The sequence below is a fragment of the Yersinia massiliensis genome (genome assembly GCF_003048255.1).
Lineage (GTDB): Bacteria > Pseudomonadota > Gammaproteobacteria > Enterobacterales > Enterobacteriaceae > Yersinia > Yersinia massiliensis_A.
The window spans coordinates 4,247,898-4,266,183 of sequence record NZ_CP028487.1 but is presented as its reverse complement, the minus strand read 5'-3'; the positions used below and the strand labels follow the sequence as shown (position 1 = coordinate 4,266,183).

Here is an 18,286-nt window from a genome sequence, read left to right as displayed (position 1 = left end):
TCGACAGTGCTTATTTTTTGACGATCACGGGCTGTGTTATCGGATAGAGCAGGATTTCAACGGCATCCGGATACTTAGCCATCAGGTATTGCGCCTTTTGTTGGAAATCAGGGTCAGACGGGTAGGCACGGGCGGCAGTGATCATATTGGTCAGCGCTTTTTTATCTTGTAGACCATCCAAGTCTTTATACGGCCATGCTTGGTCGGTATTGATAAAGCCGGCCACGTATTGATAGCCTTTTTTCAGGCTGTGCTCGTCGAGGCTAAAGTTCCAGATATCTTTGTCGGCGACTTCCCCTAGGCGGCCCAGCTTGTTGTAGGCTTCTAAATGGAAATTGCTGTAGTGCCACGGACGAGTGCGCTCCAGTTCCGCATTTTGCCGACCTTGCATATCAAAGTGGGAGGGAATACGGCGCAGCTGTGTGATTTCCAAACGTTTTTGTGCGGCGGCTTTCTGGTCACTGAACAAGGCAAAAGCGGCGGCTTGCATATCAAAATAGGTGCCGTGGTTATTGTGCCAATTATCTTCCTCAAAACCGTTTTGGCTGGTGGTCATCCACTGGTAGAAATCTTTGTACCAAAGTTTGATAGCTTGATAGTCGGCTTCGTTAAGGACATTGGCCGGTCTTATCAGTTCGACGGCATCAATCACGTCTACCAGTGCTCTGCTGTCGATTAAACCGATACCTCGTCCTTCATTGATACCTGGAATGGCTTGAGCATATTGTAGATTCGGGTTCATGCGGGTATTCGGGTTAACGAACCAATTGACCAATTGATCCCGTGCTTTTTCCGCGTATTCAGGCTTACCCGTAAAGCGATAGGCGAGCGCCAGATAATAGACATCGTCACTGAAACTGTTCATGCGTTTTTTATCTGTCGCATCACTATTGGCATCAGGATTAGTTTCGCCGTCTTTGCGCAAATAAGGCATACCATCTTTCTTGCTAGGGTCTGGCCACCAATAGGGCGGGAAGCTGTAATAATCATGTTTGTCGCCACTGGCAGCCAGCAAGCTTTTATCCATGACGGAATAGAGTGGTTTTTGCAGGGCTTTATCAGCCTTAGTGATCAGATTTTTATAGGATTTTTCGTATAGCGGGTTGTTTTGCTTAACTTGGTCAATGCTATAGTTTATATCATCAACTTTTAATATTAATGGATGGCTTTCCGCTGCGTAAATAAAGGGAGATGACCCCAGTAGAATAGCCAGTAATAGGTTTTTTTTACCCAAGTTCTTCATCATTAATTTCCTTAATTTTTATTGTTTACATGAATAAAAATAAAGCATTCTCGATTTTATTTAACTTTCTTATCTCTGTTAAAAGAATGAAATCATTATTTTAAAAATAAGATTACGTAATGAAATATTGTCATTTCAATAAAAAGAACAGCGTTCCATTTCGAATGAATTTGAATTCTAGGGCAAAGTTTATACACTTTTGTGATCTGGATCTTCTTTATAAATTCTCTTTGAATAAATGATTTGTTCTGTGACTGATATCAAATTAAATCTCTGTTTTAGACGTTTTTTAGGCGATTTAAATAATTGCATCTATTTTTTACTTCTTAAAATGAAGATTTTATCTTTTTGATTATTATCGATAATATTGTTTTTTGTCTTTTTTCGGTGATTTTTCAAGTGTGATCTCAAGCAGAAAATTCAAAATGGAATTAAGTTTTATTTTTTGTGGTGTAGTTTTTTGTTTTCCTCTGAGTTCTAATGTTATCGAGTGTTTGGTGATTTTATTCTGTTATTTAACCATCTGGGTAAATTCATAAAAAATTAGATTTCAACGAGGACGCTGAGATGAAGAAAAAAATGATAATGTCAAAAGTAAAAATAAAATCTTTGCTGTTGTTAACTTATTTAGCCATGGGGATCCCTTCCCTCCACGCAGCAGAAACATTGCAGGTATGGATCCGCGCCAGTAATGATTCAAAAAATATTTATAAGACCGAAGCGGAAACTTTTGAGAAGAAAACAGGCATTAAAATTGAATATTTCAATGCTACAACCGACTTTGAACAACGCCTAGCGCGAGCCGCAGCAGGCAACGCGTTACCCGACCTGATTTTTAACGATGCCGTTGCCATAGGGCAGTTTGTCCAGCTTGGCATTGTTGAGCCGATTGAGCCAAAAAATATCATTGGTGGAGAAGATATCTTCGATACCGCTTGGAAAAGTGCTCAATACATGGATGGCAAATATTATGGCGTGCCCACATCAGCCCAAACCTTTGCTTTGTTTATCCGTAAAGATTGGCGTGAAAAGCTCGGTTTAGCACAACCGAAAAGCTGGGAAGACATCAGCACCTTGGCGAAAGCGATGACCTTTAATGACCCTGATGGCAATGGCAAAAATGACACTTATGGCTTTATTTTGCCCGCCTCGACCACACGTGGTTATGCCAGCTGGTTTATCAGCTCCTATCTCTGGCAAGCCGGTGGTGACTTTATTCGCCCCGCCGGTGAAGGCAAATTCAAAGCGTCATTGGAAGAACCCGCAGCCACTGAAACGCTGAGCTTTATGCGCGGCATGGTGTGTGACAAAACAGTTCAACCGGGGGCGATTAATGCCACCACGGCAGATGCCATCCCATCATTCCGTTCCGGTCAAAGCGGCATGTTCTTCTCCGGCCCTTATCACATTGCCTTGTTTGATAAAGATCCCGGCAAAGAGGCATTTGAAGTGATCCCACCACCGGCGGGGCCAAAAGGGCAGGCAACACTGGCCGAAGGCACCACCGTGTTTATGATGAAAAGTAGCCAGAAAAAAGCCGCTGCACAGCAATTCATCGAATTCATGATTTCACCAGAAGGGCAACAAATCGGCATGGGCATGGGCAGTAACAATATGCCCGTCGTGCGTTTATCGATTAACAAACAGGTCGATACCAAAGCCGTCTATAACGATCCTCGCTGGGCAATGTTTGCTGATTTATACGCCGAGCATGGCCGCTATATCCCTCAAGTGCCTAACTGGACGCCAATTCGTCAGGTCACTGCTGAAGGTTTCAACCGTATCTTAGCCAACTGTGACAGTGATATTCCTGCTGAATTAAAAGTGGTGAATCAGAAAGTAAATGATGAGTTGGCCAAACAGAATGTCTTAGGGCAGTGAGTAAATCATGATAACGCTAACCCCCCGACTGAAACGTAATCTGGTTCCGTGGCTGTTTCTGGCCCCGGCACTGGTCATCTTCACCTGGTTTAAATTCATCCCGATGCTGCAAGGCTTAGTGATGAGTTTTTACAAGGTTAACTTTAACCAGCCAAATGAGTGGGTCGGGTTTGATAACTTCTCCCGTGCCATGGGTGATGAAGCACTGCATTCTGCGGTTTTCAACACCCTGCTCTATGTGGTGGTCACCATGGTGGTGGCCGCTTTTATCGCCTTCTTTTTAGCCATGCTATTAGAAGGACCAGCGCGGCATTTGCGTTTTATCCGAACGGCCATCTTCTTGCCCGCCGTCACCAGTGCCGCGATCGTCGCCGAAATGTGGCGGATTCTGTTTAACCCAACCAGTAACGGCGTGGTGAACCACATTTTGTCGTGGTTCAGTATTGAAGCGCAGGGTTTTCTGGCGGATACCGACCAAGCGCTGTGGACGGTGATGCTGCTGCATATCTGGAAAGCCGTGCCTTACAACATGGTGATCTTTATTGCAGGGCTGGTTGGGATTAGTCGCGACTTATATGACGCCTCTAACGTGGACGGAGCTAACTGGTGGAATCGCCTGCGTTACGTCACCTTGCCGGGAATGATCCCCGCGCTGTCAGTGGTGCTGATGCTGTCGTTTATCCGTGGTTTCCGCGTCTTCGCGGAAGTCTATGCCACCACGGGCGGCGGCCCATCGAATGCGACAGAAATGATCATGACTCATATCTACAAACTGGGCTTTGAGCAGTTTGACTATGGCTATGCATCAGCAGTGTCCTTCCTGCTATTCACCTTCACGGTGGTGCTGACGATTTGTCATCTCACCTTGAAAAAACGCATCGCCCAATACTAACCCGATCCGGAGACTGGCAATGAAAAGTAAAAGTTGGAACAGTATCGGCCGCTGGATCATTTATGGCCTGTTACTCGTCGTTTTTGTCGGCCCGTACTGGGGCATTATCGCCACCGCATTCAGTGGCGCACCGGTCAAACCAGGGGAATTGTTGGCTTGGCCAAATCAATTCTCATGGGAGAACTTCATCTTTGCGTGGATGGATATCGGTGTTTGGCAATACCTGCTGAACTCCATCATCGTGGTGTTCTTTGGCACCGTTTTACAAGTCTCGGTCAGCGCATTAGCGGCTTATGCACTGGCGCGTAAAAAGTTTGTTGGCGTCTCGCTGACCAGCTTGGTCATTCTCTCGACCATGATGCTGCCGGAAGAAGTGATCGCCATCCCGCTGTATATGATCATCAACTGGCAACTGCCGGTGATCGACGCCTCGCTGTACAACAGCTATCTGGGCATGATCTTGCCTGTCGTGGGCTGGGCCTTCTCGATCTTTGTCCTGACCGAGTTTATGGCCGCTATCCCTAAAGAGCTGGAGGAAGCGGCGCGGATTGATGGTGCCAGCGAATGGCAAATCTTCTTCCACGTCATTTTGCCTTTGGTCAAACCGGCGTTGGGTACGGTGGTCACCTTCGGCTTCATCATGATTTGGGATCAATACCTGTTGCCGCTGATCGTGGTGAATCAGGACAGCTTAAATACCATTCCGGTGATCCTCGGCACATTGCGTACCGATGAGAGCATCACACCAAACATCTTTATTGCCATCACTCTGCTGGCGATGTTGCCGAGCATCATCGTGTATCTGGGTCTGCAAAAACATTTCAATCGCGGGATCATGTCTGGCGCGGTTAAAGGCTAGGGAGAAATAAAATGGGATCGGTTGTACTTAAAAACGTCTGTAAATCTTACGGTGACACCCATGTGATCCGCGATGTCTCGCTGGAAATTCCTGACGGTGAGTTCTGCGTGTTAGTTGGCCCCAGTGGCTGCGGGAAATCGACCTTACTGCGCATGATTGCAGGGTTGGAGGAGATCTCTGGCGGCACCGTCGGTATCAATAATAAAGATGTGACGGATGTTGAACCCAAGATGCGTGACATTGCCATGGTGTTCCAAAGTTATGCCCTTTATCCGCAGATGACTGTGCGCGAAAACATGGGCTTTGCGTTGAAAATGGCCAAAATGTCCAAAGCCGACATTAACAAAAAAGTGGAGTCCACCGCTGAGTTATTAGGCTTACAAGCACTACTGGAACGCTTACCGAAAGATTTATCTGGTGGTCAGCGCCAGCGCGTGGCAATGGGGCGCGCGATTGTGCGCAGCCCACAGGTGTTCTTGTTCGATGAGCCATTATCGAATCTGGATGCCAAATTGCGTACGCAAGTGCGGGGCGAGATCCGCGAATTGCATCAGCGGCTAAAAACCACGTCAGTGTATGTCACCCATGATCAGATTGAAGCCATGACCATGGGGCAAATGATCGTCGTGCTACGCGAAGGGCGTATTGAGCAAGTCGGGTCGCCACTCGATCTCTACGATCGTCCAGCGAATCTGTTTGTGGCGGGCTTTATCGGCTCGCCAGAAATCAATCAATTGAAAGGCACGGTAAAGCAACAAGGCGAAGAGTTCTTGTTGCAACTGGAAGACGGTTCTTTGCTGACCCTGCCGGCGGGGTTGCAAGTCACTGACGGGCAAAATGTGGTGTATGCCATTCGTCCTGAACAGGTGAATGTCGTGGATGCCACCCACAGTGCTAGCGCACTGAAAGCGACTATTACGGCGATTGAAAATACTGGCTCGGATATGCAGCTATTTTGCAGTACGGGTGGTGGCCGTTTTACGTCGGTATTTAAACAGCGCTTGGCGGTGAATGAAGGCGAAACGGTTTATCTGCAACCTAAGCTTGCCGGTATTCATATTTTTGATGCCGCCACTGGCGTGCGGGTGGCCAGCCAAGCCGCATAAGGAAGCCATGCCCATGACGCCAATAAAAACGTCCGCGACACCCATGAAACTGTACACGCTCGATGTTGATTGCCTGATCAAGGCGAAAGCGGTCTTACAGCAGCCATTCTCACCCCTACAACCGGCATTGCGCCGGTTATTAAGTGAAGCAGATGCCCTGCGCGATCAACCGCCAGAGAGTGTGACTCACAAAACATTGCTGCCTGTCAGCGGTGACATTCACGATTACTACAGTTTTGGTACCTATTGGTGGCCAAATCCGCGTAAGCCTAACGGATTACCCTATGTGCGCCGCGATGGGCATACCAATCCACAAAGCCAAAATGACGATACAGATACCCAGCGAATTGTGCGGATGTGCGATCGTTGCCTGACCCTTGGGTTAGCCTACTATTTTACCGGTAATAGCCGTTATGCTCAGGTGGCAGCGGAACAGATTCGCTGCTGGTTTTTAGATGCTAAAACGCGCATGAATCCGCACCTGAATTATGGTCAGGCCATCCCCGGTATTGTGTCGGGGCGTGGGACGGGGTTAATCGATACACGGCTGATGTGGATGGTGATTGATACGATCGGGTTGATCCTACCGGCCAAACTGCTCGATACCGAAGACACGGCGGTATTACAACAATGGTTCCGCGACTTCAACCACTGGATGTTTCACAGCGAAGTGGGCCATTCTGAATATGTTTGGCATAACAACCACGGCACTTGGTATGACGTTCAACGTGCGGTTAACGCCATGTTTTACGGCGATCGCGGGTTGGTTTCGACCATTATTCAGCAAGGCATTACCCAGCGGTTAGCGGCGCAGATTGCACAAGACGGCAAGCAGTGGATGGAGCTGGAGCGTACAGTGCCATTCCACTATTCACTCTTCAATCTGGAGGCGCACCTGCTGCTGTGCCGTTACGGCGAGCATGTCGAAATTGATCGCTGGGAACGGGTACAAGATGGGCGCAATGTGCAGCAAGGCATTGATTATTTGCTGCCATTCATTGCCGAACCCGAACTGTGGCCTTACCGTGATTTACGCGGTATCGACTATGACAGCGCACTGCGATTGTTATTACAAGCGGCTCGGGGTTATCCGGACGATGCCAAACGCTATCAGGCTGTACTCGCGACTTTCCCAACAGACACCCTGACATCGCGTGATCGTCTGCTGTGGCAAAGTTGATCGTGGCAAAGTTAATCACAGCAAAGTGAATGCAAGCAAAGTTAATGTACACTCAAGGCAATTTTCAAGCTGAAGGTGTCGTGAACCATGAGTGCCGTGAACTCTCCTGATGACCTGTCGATGATTATTCGCTTCTTACGCCAGCAGCATGTGCTAACACTGTGTGCTGGCAGCGGTATCGATATGTGGTGCGCCAACTGCTTTTACGCGTTTGATGATAAGCAGATGGCGCTTTACCTGATGACCGAAAAGCACACACGTCATGCTGAGTTGATGCAAATAAACCCGCAAATTGTCGGGACGATTGCCAATCAGCCGCGCATGGTGGCCCTTATCAAAGGCATCCAGTATCGCGGTGAAATTGTCCTGCTCAGCGGCGATGCCGAACAAGCTGCCCGTCAACGTTACTGCCGCCGCTTTCCAATTGCGAAAGTGAGTGCCGCCCCGATTTGGCAACTCAATCTCCTCGAAATCAAAATGACCAATAACACCCTCGGTTTTGGCAAAAAACACCATTGGTGTGCTCCTTAATCTCGACCTTTCACTCGAATGAGTTAAGGTATAGTGTTTCTGATATGTACTATTCATAACAATTGATTACATGATTGCTTCCTGCGTTGGGGGGCATTAGCGTTTTTATCGGGAGGTCAGATGGCGAAGGTATTATTACTGGGCGCAAGTGGCCTGGTGGGCGGTGAATTACTGCGCCTGCTACGTTTGGACGCGAGGGTAACATCCATCATTGCACCGACCCGTCAGCCCTTGCCCAGCATGAATAAACTGATAAATCCGCAGGGCGAGAAGATTGGCGAATTACTGAAAACGCTGGATGAACCGGTTGATTTAGTTTTCTGTTGTCTCGGCACGACCCGCAAGCAAGCTGGCAGTCAGGCGGCATTTCGTCAGGTGGATTATCGGCTGGTGCTGGCAACCGGTGAAACCGGTCTGCGTTTAGGTGCACGGCATTTTCTACTGGTCAGCGCGATAGGCGCAAACCCTCGCTCATGGCTGTTCTACAATCGTACCAAAGGTGAAGCCGAGCGAGATTTACAGACGCAAGGCTGGCCGCAATTGACCTTCGCTCGTCCCTCAATGTTAGCCGGTCAACGCACGACACCACGGTTAATGGAGAGCCTCAGTGCGCCTTTGTTTGCCCTGTTGCCAGATAAGTGGCGGTTGATTAAAGGCAAAGATGTGGCGCAAGCCATGTTGGATCAGGCGTTTGCGCCGTTGGGGGAGGGGGTGTTTGTGTTGTCGTCCGCAGCTATGCAGGTTCCCCGTCGTCTTTGACGTCGCAGGGTTGTTAGCTGTACTCACTCACCCGAATCACTGACTTGAGTCAGCTCATCGGGATTCGTTCGTTTGCTGCCTACCTTCGACGCCAATGCCTTAGGGGAATCTAGGTATTCGAGGGGGGTGCTTACCTGAAACGCCACTGCCTTAGGGGAATCCACATATTCCTTGACGTGCAAAGGGCCGCCTACCTGCAACGTCAATCTCTTGGGGTGAGCTATTGGAGTGTGATGGTTTGGTTGTCATGGGCGGCGGTGATGCCGGTGGGGAGGCTGTTGTCCAGTAGCCAGCAATCGAGCTGGTGGCTGATATGTGTTAACAGCATCGCTTCTGGTTTTAATAAATCACCGATAGCCAATGCCATGGTCACGTCATTATGATTGCGTGGCGGGGGCATTTGCGGTGGATGGCTACAATCTATCACCACTAAATCGATATTTTTGCTGGCGAGAAACAGGGCGCTGTCTGCCGGTAGCCCGACAGTATCGGTGAGGTAAGCGATGGTTCGATTGTGGCTTTGCAGCAAATAACCAAAGGTGATCTTTGAGTGATTCAATGGCACGGGGGTTACTTGCAGATTGCCGAACTTAATCGGATGAAACTCCCGTAATGGCGGTTGAAAGGCCAGTATTCCTGGGTGCTTAAACAGATCGTCGCAACCGTCTGGGTCCGGTGGCCCATAGACTGGGATCGAATTTCCACATCCCCAACGTAAAGGAAATAGCCCCTGAACATGATCCATGTGGTAATGTGTAAGCAAAAAACGCTGAATTTCCCCCGCAGCAAACAGCTGATCCAACGTCGGCAAGCCCGCATCAATGAGTGTCGTTTCCCCCTGATATCGCAACATGGCACTGCATGATTTTCGCCTCAATGCAGGTTGTGCTCTGGCATGGCGACAAACAACGCAATCACAACCAAATACCGGCACCTGCTGAGCACAGCCTGTTCCTAACAAGGTGAGTTCCATTTTTACCCCTTAATATCGCGGTCTACCGTGGAATTCATGGCCAATAATCGCTGCAATTGCGCTAGCGTGTGGTGCAGTGCGCCATCGTTGCACAGTTGCAAGCAGTCAACCGGCAACTGCTGTTGATAGTGCTGTGCCCGATGTAAGCGCTCACTGATTTGTTCACTATTTTCGCGGCCACGCTGTTGTAATCGTTGGGCCAAAATAGCCGGTGAAACCGTCAGGCACACGGGCAGTAATTGGCCGTGATAGCGCAGCTCGGCCATAGGCAAGTAAGCTCTGGAGCCATTGACTATCACATCCAAACCGTATTGCAGCCAAAGATCAATCTCAATGCCTACCCCGTAGTACTGCTGATGGGCTTGCCAGTGCAGGGCGAATAAACCTTGTGCTGCCCGTTGCAGAAACTCTTGCTCACTCAGTGCGATATGATTTTCGGCGCCGGCATGGGCCTCGCGGGTGATGTAGCGATGAGCCACGATAATATGCGCCGGTTTTGCCGCCCGCAGTGCTGACAGCAGGCAATCTTTCCCCGCACCGGACGCGCCCATCAGATAAATTAAGCGTGCCATCAGAACACCTGTATTCCCTGACGCCAAACGTTTTGCACGTAGATGTGTTGATTCTTCGGCCCCTCATGGGTGCGAGCCAGAACCAAATCAGCGCGTTTGCCCTCAGCAATGACGCCTCGATCCGTCAGTCCCAAAGCGTTAGCGGGATTGCGGGTCACCAGATTAATGGCTTGCGACAAACTAAAGCCGTTGCTTTCATCCTGTGCGATGCGAAATGCAGCATCGAGTAGGCTGGCTGGATAATAATCAGAGGACAAAATATCCAAGACGCCCAGTGAGGCTAAGTGGTGTGCGGCGACATTACCGGAATGAGAACCGCCACGGACGATATTGGGTGCGCCCATTAAAACCTGCAAACCTTGCTGGTGAGAGGCGCTGGCGGCGACCTCGGTAGTGGGGAATTCGGCGATGACGCTACCCAGTGCTTGGGACTCAGCGACATGCTCGGCGGTAGCATCATCGTGGCTGGCAAGTGGAATACCCAACTGGCGACATTGTGCCGCAATAGCGTTGCGGTTTGGCGTGGACCATTTTGCCGATAGCGTGATTTGCTCTTCCTCGAAAGCGGCCATTTGTTGATCGTTAAGGTGATATTTGCCCTGATAATATTCGCGATACTTTTCTCGAGAGGCAAATTGCCGCTGGCCCGGTGAATGGTCCATTACTGAAACCAATGACAATTCAGGCTGCAACATCAATTTTTCAAACAAAGGTAGCGTGCTGTCGTGGGGCAACTCACAGCGTAAATGAAGCCGATGCTCAGCGCGGTTTAACCCCGCCCGCTGGCTATCCACCACGGCATTGATCATTTTTTGTAGATTATCCAGCCGATGGCCGCCATCACGCACGTCACCCACGGCGACGGCATCCAGTACGGTGGTGATCCCGCAAGCAATCATCAGTGCATCATGGCTGCTCATAGCGGAATGCGCGGGCCAATCGACATTGGGTCGTGGCGTGAAAAATTTGTCCAGATTGTCGGTATGCAGCTCGATCAACCCCGGTAGCAACCAACCATTTTGTCCATCTATTGCCGCCGAAAGTTGAGTCGGGCGATCACTGTAGCTTTGGATCACGCCATTTTTGATTTCCAGTGATCCTTTGACCACCTGATCTTCAAGAATAAGATTGATGTTGCTGAGGATCATGCTGAGGTCTCCGTGCTGGCAGTGGTGGGGGCCGGTGTCATCACCAGTATGCGATCGCTAACATGGTTGCGTACATTTTCATCGTGAAAGATCCCGACGATGGCCGCGCCTCGCTGCTTGGCTTCATCAATCAGGCTCACTACCGCCGCGCTGTTGGTGCTATCGAGTGAGGCTGTTGGCTCATCCAGCAGCAAAATAGGGTAATCGACGATAAAACCACGGGCGATATTGACCCGCTGTTGCTCACCGCCGGAAAAAGTTGAAGGTGCCAGATCCCATAACCGCGGTGGGACGTTGAGGCGCGTCAGCAGATCCTGCGCCCGTTGTTGGCATACCTCGCGTTCCACCCCTAACTCAAGCAGGGGTTGCATGACCACATTCAAGGCACTGATCCGTGGGATCACGCGCAAAAATTGACTGACCCAACCGACGGTGTGGCGACGCACCGCCATGATTTGTCGCGCGGGTGCGGTCACCATATCCAGCCATTCGCCTTGATGTTTGACCCAGATATGGCCGCTGTCAGGCAAATAATTGGCATAGAGAGAGCGTAGCAGAGTGGATTTACCGCTGCCGGAATGACCGTGTAGCACCACGCATTCACCGCCACTGACCTGAAGAGAGGTTTGATGTAGCACCGGCAAACGTATTCCGTGTTGGTGGTGTAACACGAAGGTTTTACTGAGATTTTCAACGTTGAGTTTTAGGGCGTTCATGGTGATTTCTCGTGTTGGGTCAGTTTTGCAGTACCGATGAAACGAGTAACTGGGTATAGGGGTGGTGAGGGTCGTCCAGTACTCGGTCAGTGAGGCCGCTTTCGATGACTTGGCCTTCTTTCATCACTAATAGACGGTTTGCCAGTAAGCGGGCGACGCCGAGGTCATGGGTGACAATCACCACGGCGAGTTGCATTTCCACCACCAGATTACGGAGCAAATCCAGTAACCGCGCTTGAACGGAAACGTCTAGCCCGCCAGTGGGTTCGTCCATAAAGACCAGCTTCGGGTGAGTCACGAGATTACGGGCGATTTGTAGCCTCTGCTGCATGCCACCGGAAAAGGTGGTGGGGAGGTCATCCAAACGAGACAGCGGGATTTCGACATCCTCTAGCCAGCGGCCGGCTTGTTGACGTATCTCGCCATAATGGCGTTGACCCACCGCCATTAACCGCTCGCCGATGTTGCCACCCGCCGACACTTGTGGTCGCAAACCGTCCATCGGGTGTTGATGCACGACGCCCCATTCGGTCCGCAATAAACGGCGGCGCTGGCTCTCTGCCATCTGATATAAATCAACGGATTGCTGCGCATCTGGGCGGTAGATGATCTGCCCTTGCTGCGGGGCCAGTCGCGCTGAAATGGATTTCAACAACGTGGTTTTCCCCGAGCCGGATTCACCGACAATCCCTAACACCTCACCCGGATACAGCTGGAAAGAAACGTCGCTGAACCCTTTGTTGGGGGCGTATAAATGGGTGAGATTCTCCACGGATAACAGTGGATGGACAGCGGGTGATGAAAGTGAATGTGCAGAAATCATCGGGTGTTTTCCTCGTGCTTCAGGTCATCTTGTGCGGCTATCTGCGCCAACTGCTGCTGGCAAAAATCGGTATCCGAGCAAACAAACATCCGGCTGCCCTGATCGTCTATCACGACTTCATCGAGATAACTGTGACGCGATCCGCACAGCTCGCAGGGGTGATCCCACTGCTGCACCGTAAACGGATGATCGTCGAAATCCAGACTTTCCACTTTGGTAAAGGGCGGCAAGGCATATAAGCGCTTCTCGCGGCCAGCACCAAACAGTTGCAGGGCGGGCATCATATGCATTTTGGGATTATCAAATTTCGGGATGGGCGAGGGGTCCATCACGTAGCGATCATTCACCTTCACCGGATAAGCATAGGTGGTGGCGATATGGCCGTAACGGGCGATATCTTCGTACAATTTCACCTGCATCACGCCGTACTCTTCCAATGCATGCATTTTGCGCGTCTCGGTTTCCCGTGGCTCGATAAAGCGTAATGGCTCAGGGATCGGCACTTGGTAGATCAGGATCTGATCTTCCGTCAATGGCGTTTCCGGAATGCGATGACGGGTCTGGATCAGCGTCGCGTCGATGGTTTTCTCTGTGGTCGCCACACCGCTCACCCGCTGAAAGAAGCGCCGGATCGAGACGGCATTGGTGGTGTCATCGGCCCCTTGATCAATCACTTTCAGCACGTCGAAGCGGCCAATCAAACAGGCGGTTAGCTGAATACCGCCAGTGCCCCAGCCATAAGGCATTGGCATTTCTCGCCCGCCGAAGGGCACCTGATAACCGGGGATCGCCACGGCTTTGAGCAACGCACGGCGTAAAGTGCGCTTGGTTTGCTCATCCAGATAACCCAGATTGTAACCGGTGAGAACCTCAGTCATGGTGCGGCTCCTGTGTTGGTAATGGTGACGATGAGGCAGACAAATACTCATGGCGCAGGCGTTTCAATAATGCCAATTCAGCTTGAAAATCGACGTAATGGGGCAGTTTGAGATGAGAGACAAAACCAGCGGCTTCAACGTTATCCGCATGCGCGAGCACGAACTCTTCATCTTGTGCGGGGCTGGTGACGTTTTCGTCGTATTCCCGACTTTGTAGGGCGCGATCCATCAGCGCCATCGACATCGCTTTGCGCTCGCCACGGCCAAAGACCAACCCGTAGCCACGGGTAAAGTGCGGCGGTTCATCGGCGGGATCGACAAAACCATTCACCATTTCGCACTCGGTCAGCAGGATTTCGCCGATGTCGATCGCAAATCCCAGCTCTTCTGGCACGATGGAGATAGTCAGGTCACCGGTGCGAATTTCAGCGGCAAAGGGGTGGGTACGACCATAACCACGTTGAGTGGAATAGCCCAGCGCCAGTAGAAAACCTTCGTCACCACGCACCAATTGTTGCAGTCGTGCCGAACGGTTGCAGGGGTAAACCGGTGGATGGCGGGTAATATCTTCTGGCGCAGTGCCATCATCTTGTTCAGTGTGCGCTAACTGTTCTTGAGCCAGTAAATCAAATACATGAGCGCAATGACTATGGGTTACATCATCGGATAATGCCGCGCGGCTATCAGGTGCGGTGGGGGCATCACCCGAGGCCAAAAGCGTAAAATCCAGTAGCCGATGGGTGTAATCATAGGTAGGGCCGAGGACTTGTCCCCCCGGCAAATCTTTGTAAATGGCTGAAATTCGCCGTTCGAGTCGCATGTGGTCAGTCGCCAGTGGCTGGCTAACCGCTAGACGGGGCAAAGTGGTGCGATAGGCCCGTAGCAAGAAAATGGCTTCCACCAAATCACCGCTGGCCTGCTTAATCGCCAGTGCAGCCAATTCGCGATCGTAAATACCCCCTTCGGTCATCACCCGATCAACGGCTAGCCCTAGCTGTTGTTCGATTTGTTCACAATCGATTGCGGGGATCTGTGTATTACCACGGCGCTGGTATTCCAGCAATTGATGGGCGGCTGCAATGGCTTTTTCGCCCCCTTTGACTGCAACGTACATCAGCACACCTCCACATGGGTGGTTCGTGGGATTGCCATCAGGTTTTCACCACAGGTCAACAGGAAATCAAGACCCGCCGGAAAGGCCACAGGGCGGTTAAGTAGATAATCGAGCACGGCGGCGGGCAGTTGCGGCGCGATGGTGCGGCTGTGTTCTATCCCTGGCCCGCGTAGGCGTAACGGCACGCCGTGGTGCAGGCTATCGGTTTGAATCATTACCGTAGCGGAGTGCTCTGGCGAGAGTTCATCCCCAGTTGGGCAGGTCGCCAACTGTTCTACTGTGACCGTTTCCCCAAACAGCGCAAAACTGGCAGTGGCGCTGCTGGTGGCCAGTGGTGCGCCAGTATGAAAACGCAGATTCTGTTGCAGGATGTCACTGTCACGATGGGTTGATATCTCTACATCGCTCGGTGACGCTAGGTAGATTGAGGCGTCCAGATAAAGCGGCGTATCTTGATCCGCCAGCGTCAATAGGATGCTGGTGGTGGCTGGATTCAGTGGCTGCCAGCCGGTGACCGCAGGCAGTGAAACCAGCACGCCAGGCTCACTTAATGCCTTCAGAATGCGGCGAAAACTGTGCTGAGCATCGTCCACTGGCTGGTCAAAATGGGTCAATAATCGCATTAGTCCTCTCCCCGCACTAAGGTGAAGAAATCCACTTTGCTGGTCGCGATGGCGCGGGCGCGTTGTTGTCGCCGTTCTTGCTGCGCCGCCGCCAGTGGGTGAATCACCGTGCTCAGCAGCAATTCGTTTAATCCGGCTGGTTTGCCTTGGGCAGTGGCTGGATGTCTATTGAGGGTCGACAGTTGCAGCAAAGCATCCAGCAGTGCGCAAAGTTCAGCATGCGCTTTGTTGCGCCCTGCAATGTAGCTGTAGCCGTAAATATCAGCACTGTCATTGAGCTTGATGACGGCGCGGGTGATGGTCATATCCCCGAGGATAAAACGGCGGCCAGTCCCCCCCATTCTGGCTTGCAGTTGGTTCAAGCCAATCTCTGGCGCGCGTATGACTTGATACGCGGGTGACAGATTTAAGGGCTGCCAGTGGGCGAGGAGTTCCGCGGGTTGGCTGTGTGCTAATACTGACATCCAGCCTTGCCGAGTGGTGGTGGTGCTGTCCATTCAGTGCTCCATCGTCAGTTCAATCATGTCCGCACGGGTCAGGCTGACGGAGTATTCCGCGACCTGCTGACTGCTCACGCAGATATTTAACGTCCGTACACACAGCAGCGGTGCGTGGGTAGCAATTTCCAGCAAGCGGCTCTCTTTGGCTTGAGCACGACGCGCGCTGATACGGGTTTGGCTACGGCTCAACGGCTGTTGTAGATGCTGGATGATGAATTGATGCAGTGAACCGGTATTGAATTGTTGCAAGGCAGGCCACCAACTCAAGTCCGGTAGGTAGTGATCGATAACACAGACCGGCACGCCATTGACCCGCCGCAAAGTCCGTAAATGAATGACTTGAGCGCCTTCCTCCAGTGAGAGTGCTTTGGCGACATGCTCTACGCAGGGGCGTAAGACAGCTAGTAAGCGCTCACTGGTGGGGTCACTGCCTTGGTCCAGTAAGTTTTGGCTAAAGCGGGCGTTGGCATGAAGTGGGTAGTCATAGGGGCGCATCAACACCAGAATGCCGATCCCTTGGCGGCGTTGTAGCCAACCACGTTCAACTAACTCGTCAACGGCACGGCGCAAGGTATGGCGGTTAACCTGATAACGGTCAGCCAATTGTTGCTCCGGTGGCAGGTAATCGCCGCAGCGATATTGACCGCGCAGCTCTTGTTCTAACTGCGCCGCAATTTGTTGATAGCGGGTGGGATAACTGGTCGGTGGTCTAGATAGGTGCATGGCAGATATTCCCTCTCTCAGTATCATTCTCCCTGACTGCCGGATATATCGAAGCAATGGTCAGTGTCAAACGGGCAGTCAGAAGTGTGATGGTCATAGCGATTACCGGTAAGTGATCTCACCGCTATGCTGGCGCGTAATCATGACAGTAGGGTTAAGCGGAGATGGCGGTAAGGTGAACTTTTGTCTGTGTCAGAAGGGTTTTTGATGCGAAAAAGTACGTTACTTAGACGAAAAAGTTTTATCACGTTATCAATCTGATACATCTTCATTCAATAAATTTTCATTTATAACAAAAAATAAACATTATGGAAACTTGAGTGAAACATAAGTGTCTCTTATAGTTAATTTACGCCACTGTGGCGGTCACGATGGGGGTTTCTACTATGTGCCCTAATAATTTCAGCCAACTGAGCAAAGTGACTTTGGCTATTTTGCTCGCGTTTTCTCTTACTGCCTGTAGTGGTAGCGGCGGTGGATCCATCAATGCAGCAAAGAGTAATCCAGGTCAAACAGCCGGTGGTGCGGGGACGGACGACGGTTCCGGTGGTGGTACAGGTGGCGGTACTGGCGGTGGCACAGGTGGCGGTACTGGCGGTGGCACAGGTGGCGGCACGGGCGGTGGTACAGGTGGCGGCACAGGTGGTGGAACGACAGCCAATAATTCGGCGGTTGGGAATGTGGTTACTGGCGTAGGCACCGCAGTGAATGGTGTCGGTAATACGGTCAGCGATGTGGTCAGTCAAACCCCTATTGGTAGCTTGCCTGTAGTGGGTACGGGTCTGGTCACCGTGGTCGATAGCACCGGTAATGCGGTCAGTGAGGTTGGGACCGGATTACAGGGCGGTTTAGGCCAATTGGGAAATAATCCTAATGCTTTAGGCACTACTGCGGCCAGTGTACCGAAAGCTGTCGCGGATGTTGGCACGGGTGTTTCAGGTTTAGGTGGCACAGTTTCAGGTATTGGGACCAATACCCCATTGGCGGGTGTCACTGGTACGGCAGGTGGGTTAGTCGATAAGACCGGTGGGGCCGTTAGCGCCATTGGCAATGGGTTGGCGCAAGACCTGCAAACAGGCACAACCAGTAAGTTAACGACCGCGGCGACGGGGGTCGTGACACCGGTGGTGGGCCAAGTACAAGACATTACTCAATCCGTGGGGGCAACCACCGGTATTGGGGCGCCAGTGAATAATTTAGTGAGTGCGGTGGGTAGCACCGTTGCCACCACAGGCACGCAACTGGGGACAAGTGCACCGGCATTAGCGGGTGTGGGCCAAGTGCTGCAAGGCACAGGACAGGCGGTGGCGAGCACGGGTGGCTTGGTGGCGGCACCGACCAGCACTGGGGGTTCTAATGGCTTATTGGCTGGGGTCACTAATACCGTCGGTGGTGTAACGGGTGGGGTGACGGCAGGCGTGTCTGCTAACGCCAATGCGAATGCCAGTACCGGCGGAGGTTTAGTGGGCGGTTTAGGGGGAATATTAAAACCCCAATCCCACTGAATCCTCGCCAGAGATATTCCCCCGTTTTTTATCGGGGGAATATCTGACTTAAAGATAATAAGAGATAGCTGACAAAGTGCCGATTGCACAGAAGACAAGCAGATCGTAAAGACGCCGTAAAATCATCCCTGATGGCTCGAGCCGCGCCATCCTTGGCGTGGACGCTTTACTCTTCTGCCTGTCCTCACCGTTCTTGGTCGAGACATCGGTGTTTGTCAGCAGTCTGATAAAAACAGATTTTTATAAAAATAATTATGTGA

19 protein-coding genes are annotated in these 18,286 nt (G+C 51.3%); 8 read left to right on the top strand and 11 right to left on the bottom strand.

Features of this window, described 5'->3' with window-relative positions; translation table 11 throughout:
- Positions 1–10: 10 nt before the first annotated feature.
- Positions 11–1,246, bottom strand: a complete 1,236-nt coding sequence (locus DA391_RS19725; protein WP_072084661.1) for an alginate lyase family protein — start codon at positions 1,244–1,246, stop codon at positions 11–13.
- A gap of 564 nt (positions 1,247–1,810) precedes the next feature.
- On the opposite strand from DA391_RS19725, the gene DA391_RS19720 reads away from it, so the two are divergent.
- From DA391_RS19720 to DA391_RS19690, 7 genes are all read left to right on the top strand, one after another.
- On the top strand, positions 1,811–3,124 hold the full coding sequence (locus DA391_RS19720; RefSeq protein ID WP_050286634.1) for an ABC transporter substrate-binding protein: 1,314 nt from the start codon (positions 1,811–1,813) through the stop codon (positions 3,122–3,124).
- A gap of 7 nt (positions 3,125–3,131) precedes the next feature.
- Complete coding sequence (locus DA391_RS19715; protein ID WP_050080872.1) at positions 3,132–4,016, top strand: carbohydrate ABC transporter permease; 885 nt, start codon at positions 3,132–3,134, stop codon at positions 4,014–4,016.
- Positions 4,017–4,035: 19 nt separating this feature from the next.
- Positions 4,036–4,875, top strand: a complete 840-nt coding sequence (locus DA391_RS19710) for a carbohydrate ABC transporter permease (RefSeq protein ID WP_019211278.1) — start codon at positions 4,036–4,038, stop codon at positions 4,873–4,875.
- A gap of 11 nt (positions 4,876–4,886) precedes the next feature.
- Entirely contained in the window at positions 4,887–5,981 is a 1,095-nt protein-coding gene (locus DA391_RS19705) for an ABC transporter ATP-binding protein (RefSeq protein ID WP_019211277.1), read from the top strand.
- 13 nt (positions 5,982–5,994) lie between these two features.
- Positions 5,995–7,161 carry an alginate lyase family protein gene (locus DA391_RS19700; protein WP_019211276.1) on the top strand — a complete coding sequence of 389 codons (1,167 nt, stop codon included), beginning with the start codon at positions 5,995–5,997 and terminating at the stop codon, positions 7,159–7,161.
- A 96-nt stretch (positions 7,162–7,257) separates the two neighbouring features.
- Entirely contained in the window at positions 7,258–7,692 is a 435-nt protein-coding gene (locus DA391_RS19695; protein WP_050286656.1) for a YhbP family protein, read from the top strand.
- A gap of 120 nt (positions 7,693–7,812) precedes the next feature.
- On the top strand, positions 7,813–8,451 hold the full coding sequence (locus tag DA391_RS19690; RefSeq protein ID WP_050080871.1) for a hypothetical protein: 639 nt from the start codon (positions 7,813–7,815) through the stop codon (positions 8,449–8,451).
- 220 nt (positions 8,452–8,671) lie between these two features.
- On the opposite strand, the gene phnP is transcribed toward DA391_RS19690, so the two are convergent.
- From phnP to phnF, 10 genes are read right to left on the bottom strand one after another with little or no spacing between them, the layout of a single operon-like run.
- Positions 8,672–9,424 (bottom strand): phosphonate metabolism protein PhnP, encoded by a 753-nt coding sequence (gene phnP, locus DA391_RS19685; protein ID WP_108088097.1) that lies wholly within the window; start codon positions 9,422–9,424, stop codon positions 8,672–8,674.
- A 2-nt stretch (positions 9,425–9,426) separates the two neighbouring features.
- Positions 9,427–9,996, bottom strand: coding sequence for a ribose 1,5-bisphosphokinase (gene phnN / locus DA391_RS19680; protein ID WP_050080869.1), 570 nt, complete (start codon positions 9,994–9,996; stop codon positions 9,427–9,429).
- Positions 9,996–11,144 (bottom strand): alpha-D-ribose 1-methylphosphonate 5-triphosphate diphosphatase, encoded by a 1,149-nt coding sequence (gene phnM / locus DA391_RS19675; RefSeq protein WP_050080868.1) that lies wholly within the window; start codon positions 11,142–11,144, stop codon positions 9,996–9,998. The genes phnN and phnM overlap by 1 nt, the downstream gene beginning before the upstream one ends.
- Positions 11,141–11,860 carry a phosphonate C-P lyase system protein PhnL gene (gene phnL, locus DA391_RS19670; protein WP_049604937.1) on the bottom strand — a complete coding sequence of 240 codons (720 nt, stop codon included), beginning with the start codon at positions 11,858–11,860 and terminating at the stop codon, positions 11,141–11,143. The genes phnM and phnL overlap by 4 nt, the downstream gene beginning before the upstream one ends.
- A 19-nt stretch (positions 11,861–11,879) precedes the next feature.
- A complete protein-coding gene (phnK, locus tag DA391_RS19665; RefSeq protein WP_050080867.1) occupies positions 11,880–12,683 on the bottom strand; it encodes a phosphonate C-P lyase system protein PhnK in 804 nt (267 codons plus the stop codon).
- On the bottom strand, positions 12,680–13,561 hold the full coding sequence (locus tag DA391_RS19660) for an alpha-D-ribose 1-methylphosphonate 5-phosphate C-P-lyase PhnJ (RefSeq protein ID WP_108088096.1): 882 nt from the start codon (positions 13,559–13,561) through the stop codon (positions 12,680–12,682). Before DA391_RS19660 ends, phnK begins: the two co-directional genes overlap by 4 nt.
- Positions 13,554–14,675, bottom strand: coding sequence for a carbon-phosphorus lyase complex subunit PhnI (locus DA391_RS19655; RefSeq protein ID WP_050080865.1), 1,122 nt, complete (start codon positions 14,673–14,675; stop codon positions 13,554–13,556). Before DA391_RS19655 ends, DA391_RS19660 begins: the two co-directional genes overlap by 8 nt.
- Positions 14,675–15,298 carry a phosphonate C-P lyase system protein PhnH gene (phnH, locus tag DA391_RS19650; RefSeq protein WP_050080864.1) on the bottom strand — a complete coding sequence of 208 codons (624 nt, stop codon included), beginning with the start codon at positions 15,296–15,298 and terminating at the stop codon, positions 14,675–14,677. The genes DA391_RS19655 and phnH overlap by 1 nt, the downstream gene beginning before the upstream one ends.
- On the bottom strand, positions 15,298–15,795 hold the full coding sequence (gene phnG, locus DA391_RS19645) for a phosphonate C-P lyase system protein PhnG (protein ID WP_049604932.1): 498 nt from the start codon (positions 15,793–15,795) through the stop codon (positions 15,298–15,300). The genes phnH and phnG overlap by 1 nt, the downstream gene beginning before the upstream one ends.
- Positions 15,796–16,521, bottom strand: a complete 726-nt coding sequence (phnF, locus tag DA391_RS19640) for a phosphonate metabolism transcriptional regulator PhnF (protein WP_050080862.1) — start codon at positions 16,519–16,521, stop codon at positions 15,796–15,798.
- Positions 16,522–16,907: 386 nt separating this feature from the next.
- Between phnF and DA391_RS19635 the strand changes: the two genes are divergently transcribed.
- Positions 16,908–18,026, top strand: a complete 1,119-nt coding sequence (locus DA391_RS19635; RefSeq protein WP_108088095.1) for a collagen-like triple helix repeat-containing protein — start codon at positions 16,908–16,910, stop codon at positions 18,024–18,026.
- Positions 18,027–18,286 lie beyond the last annotated feature (260 nt).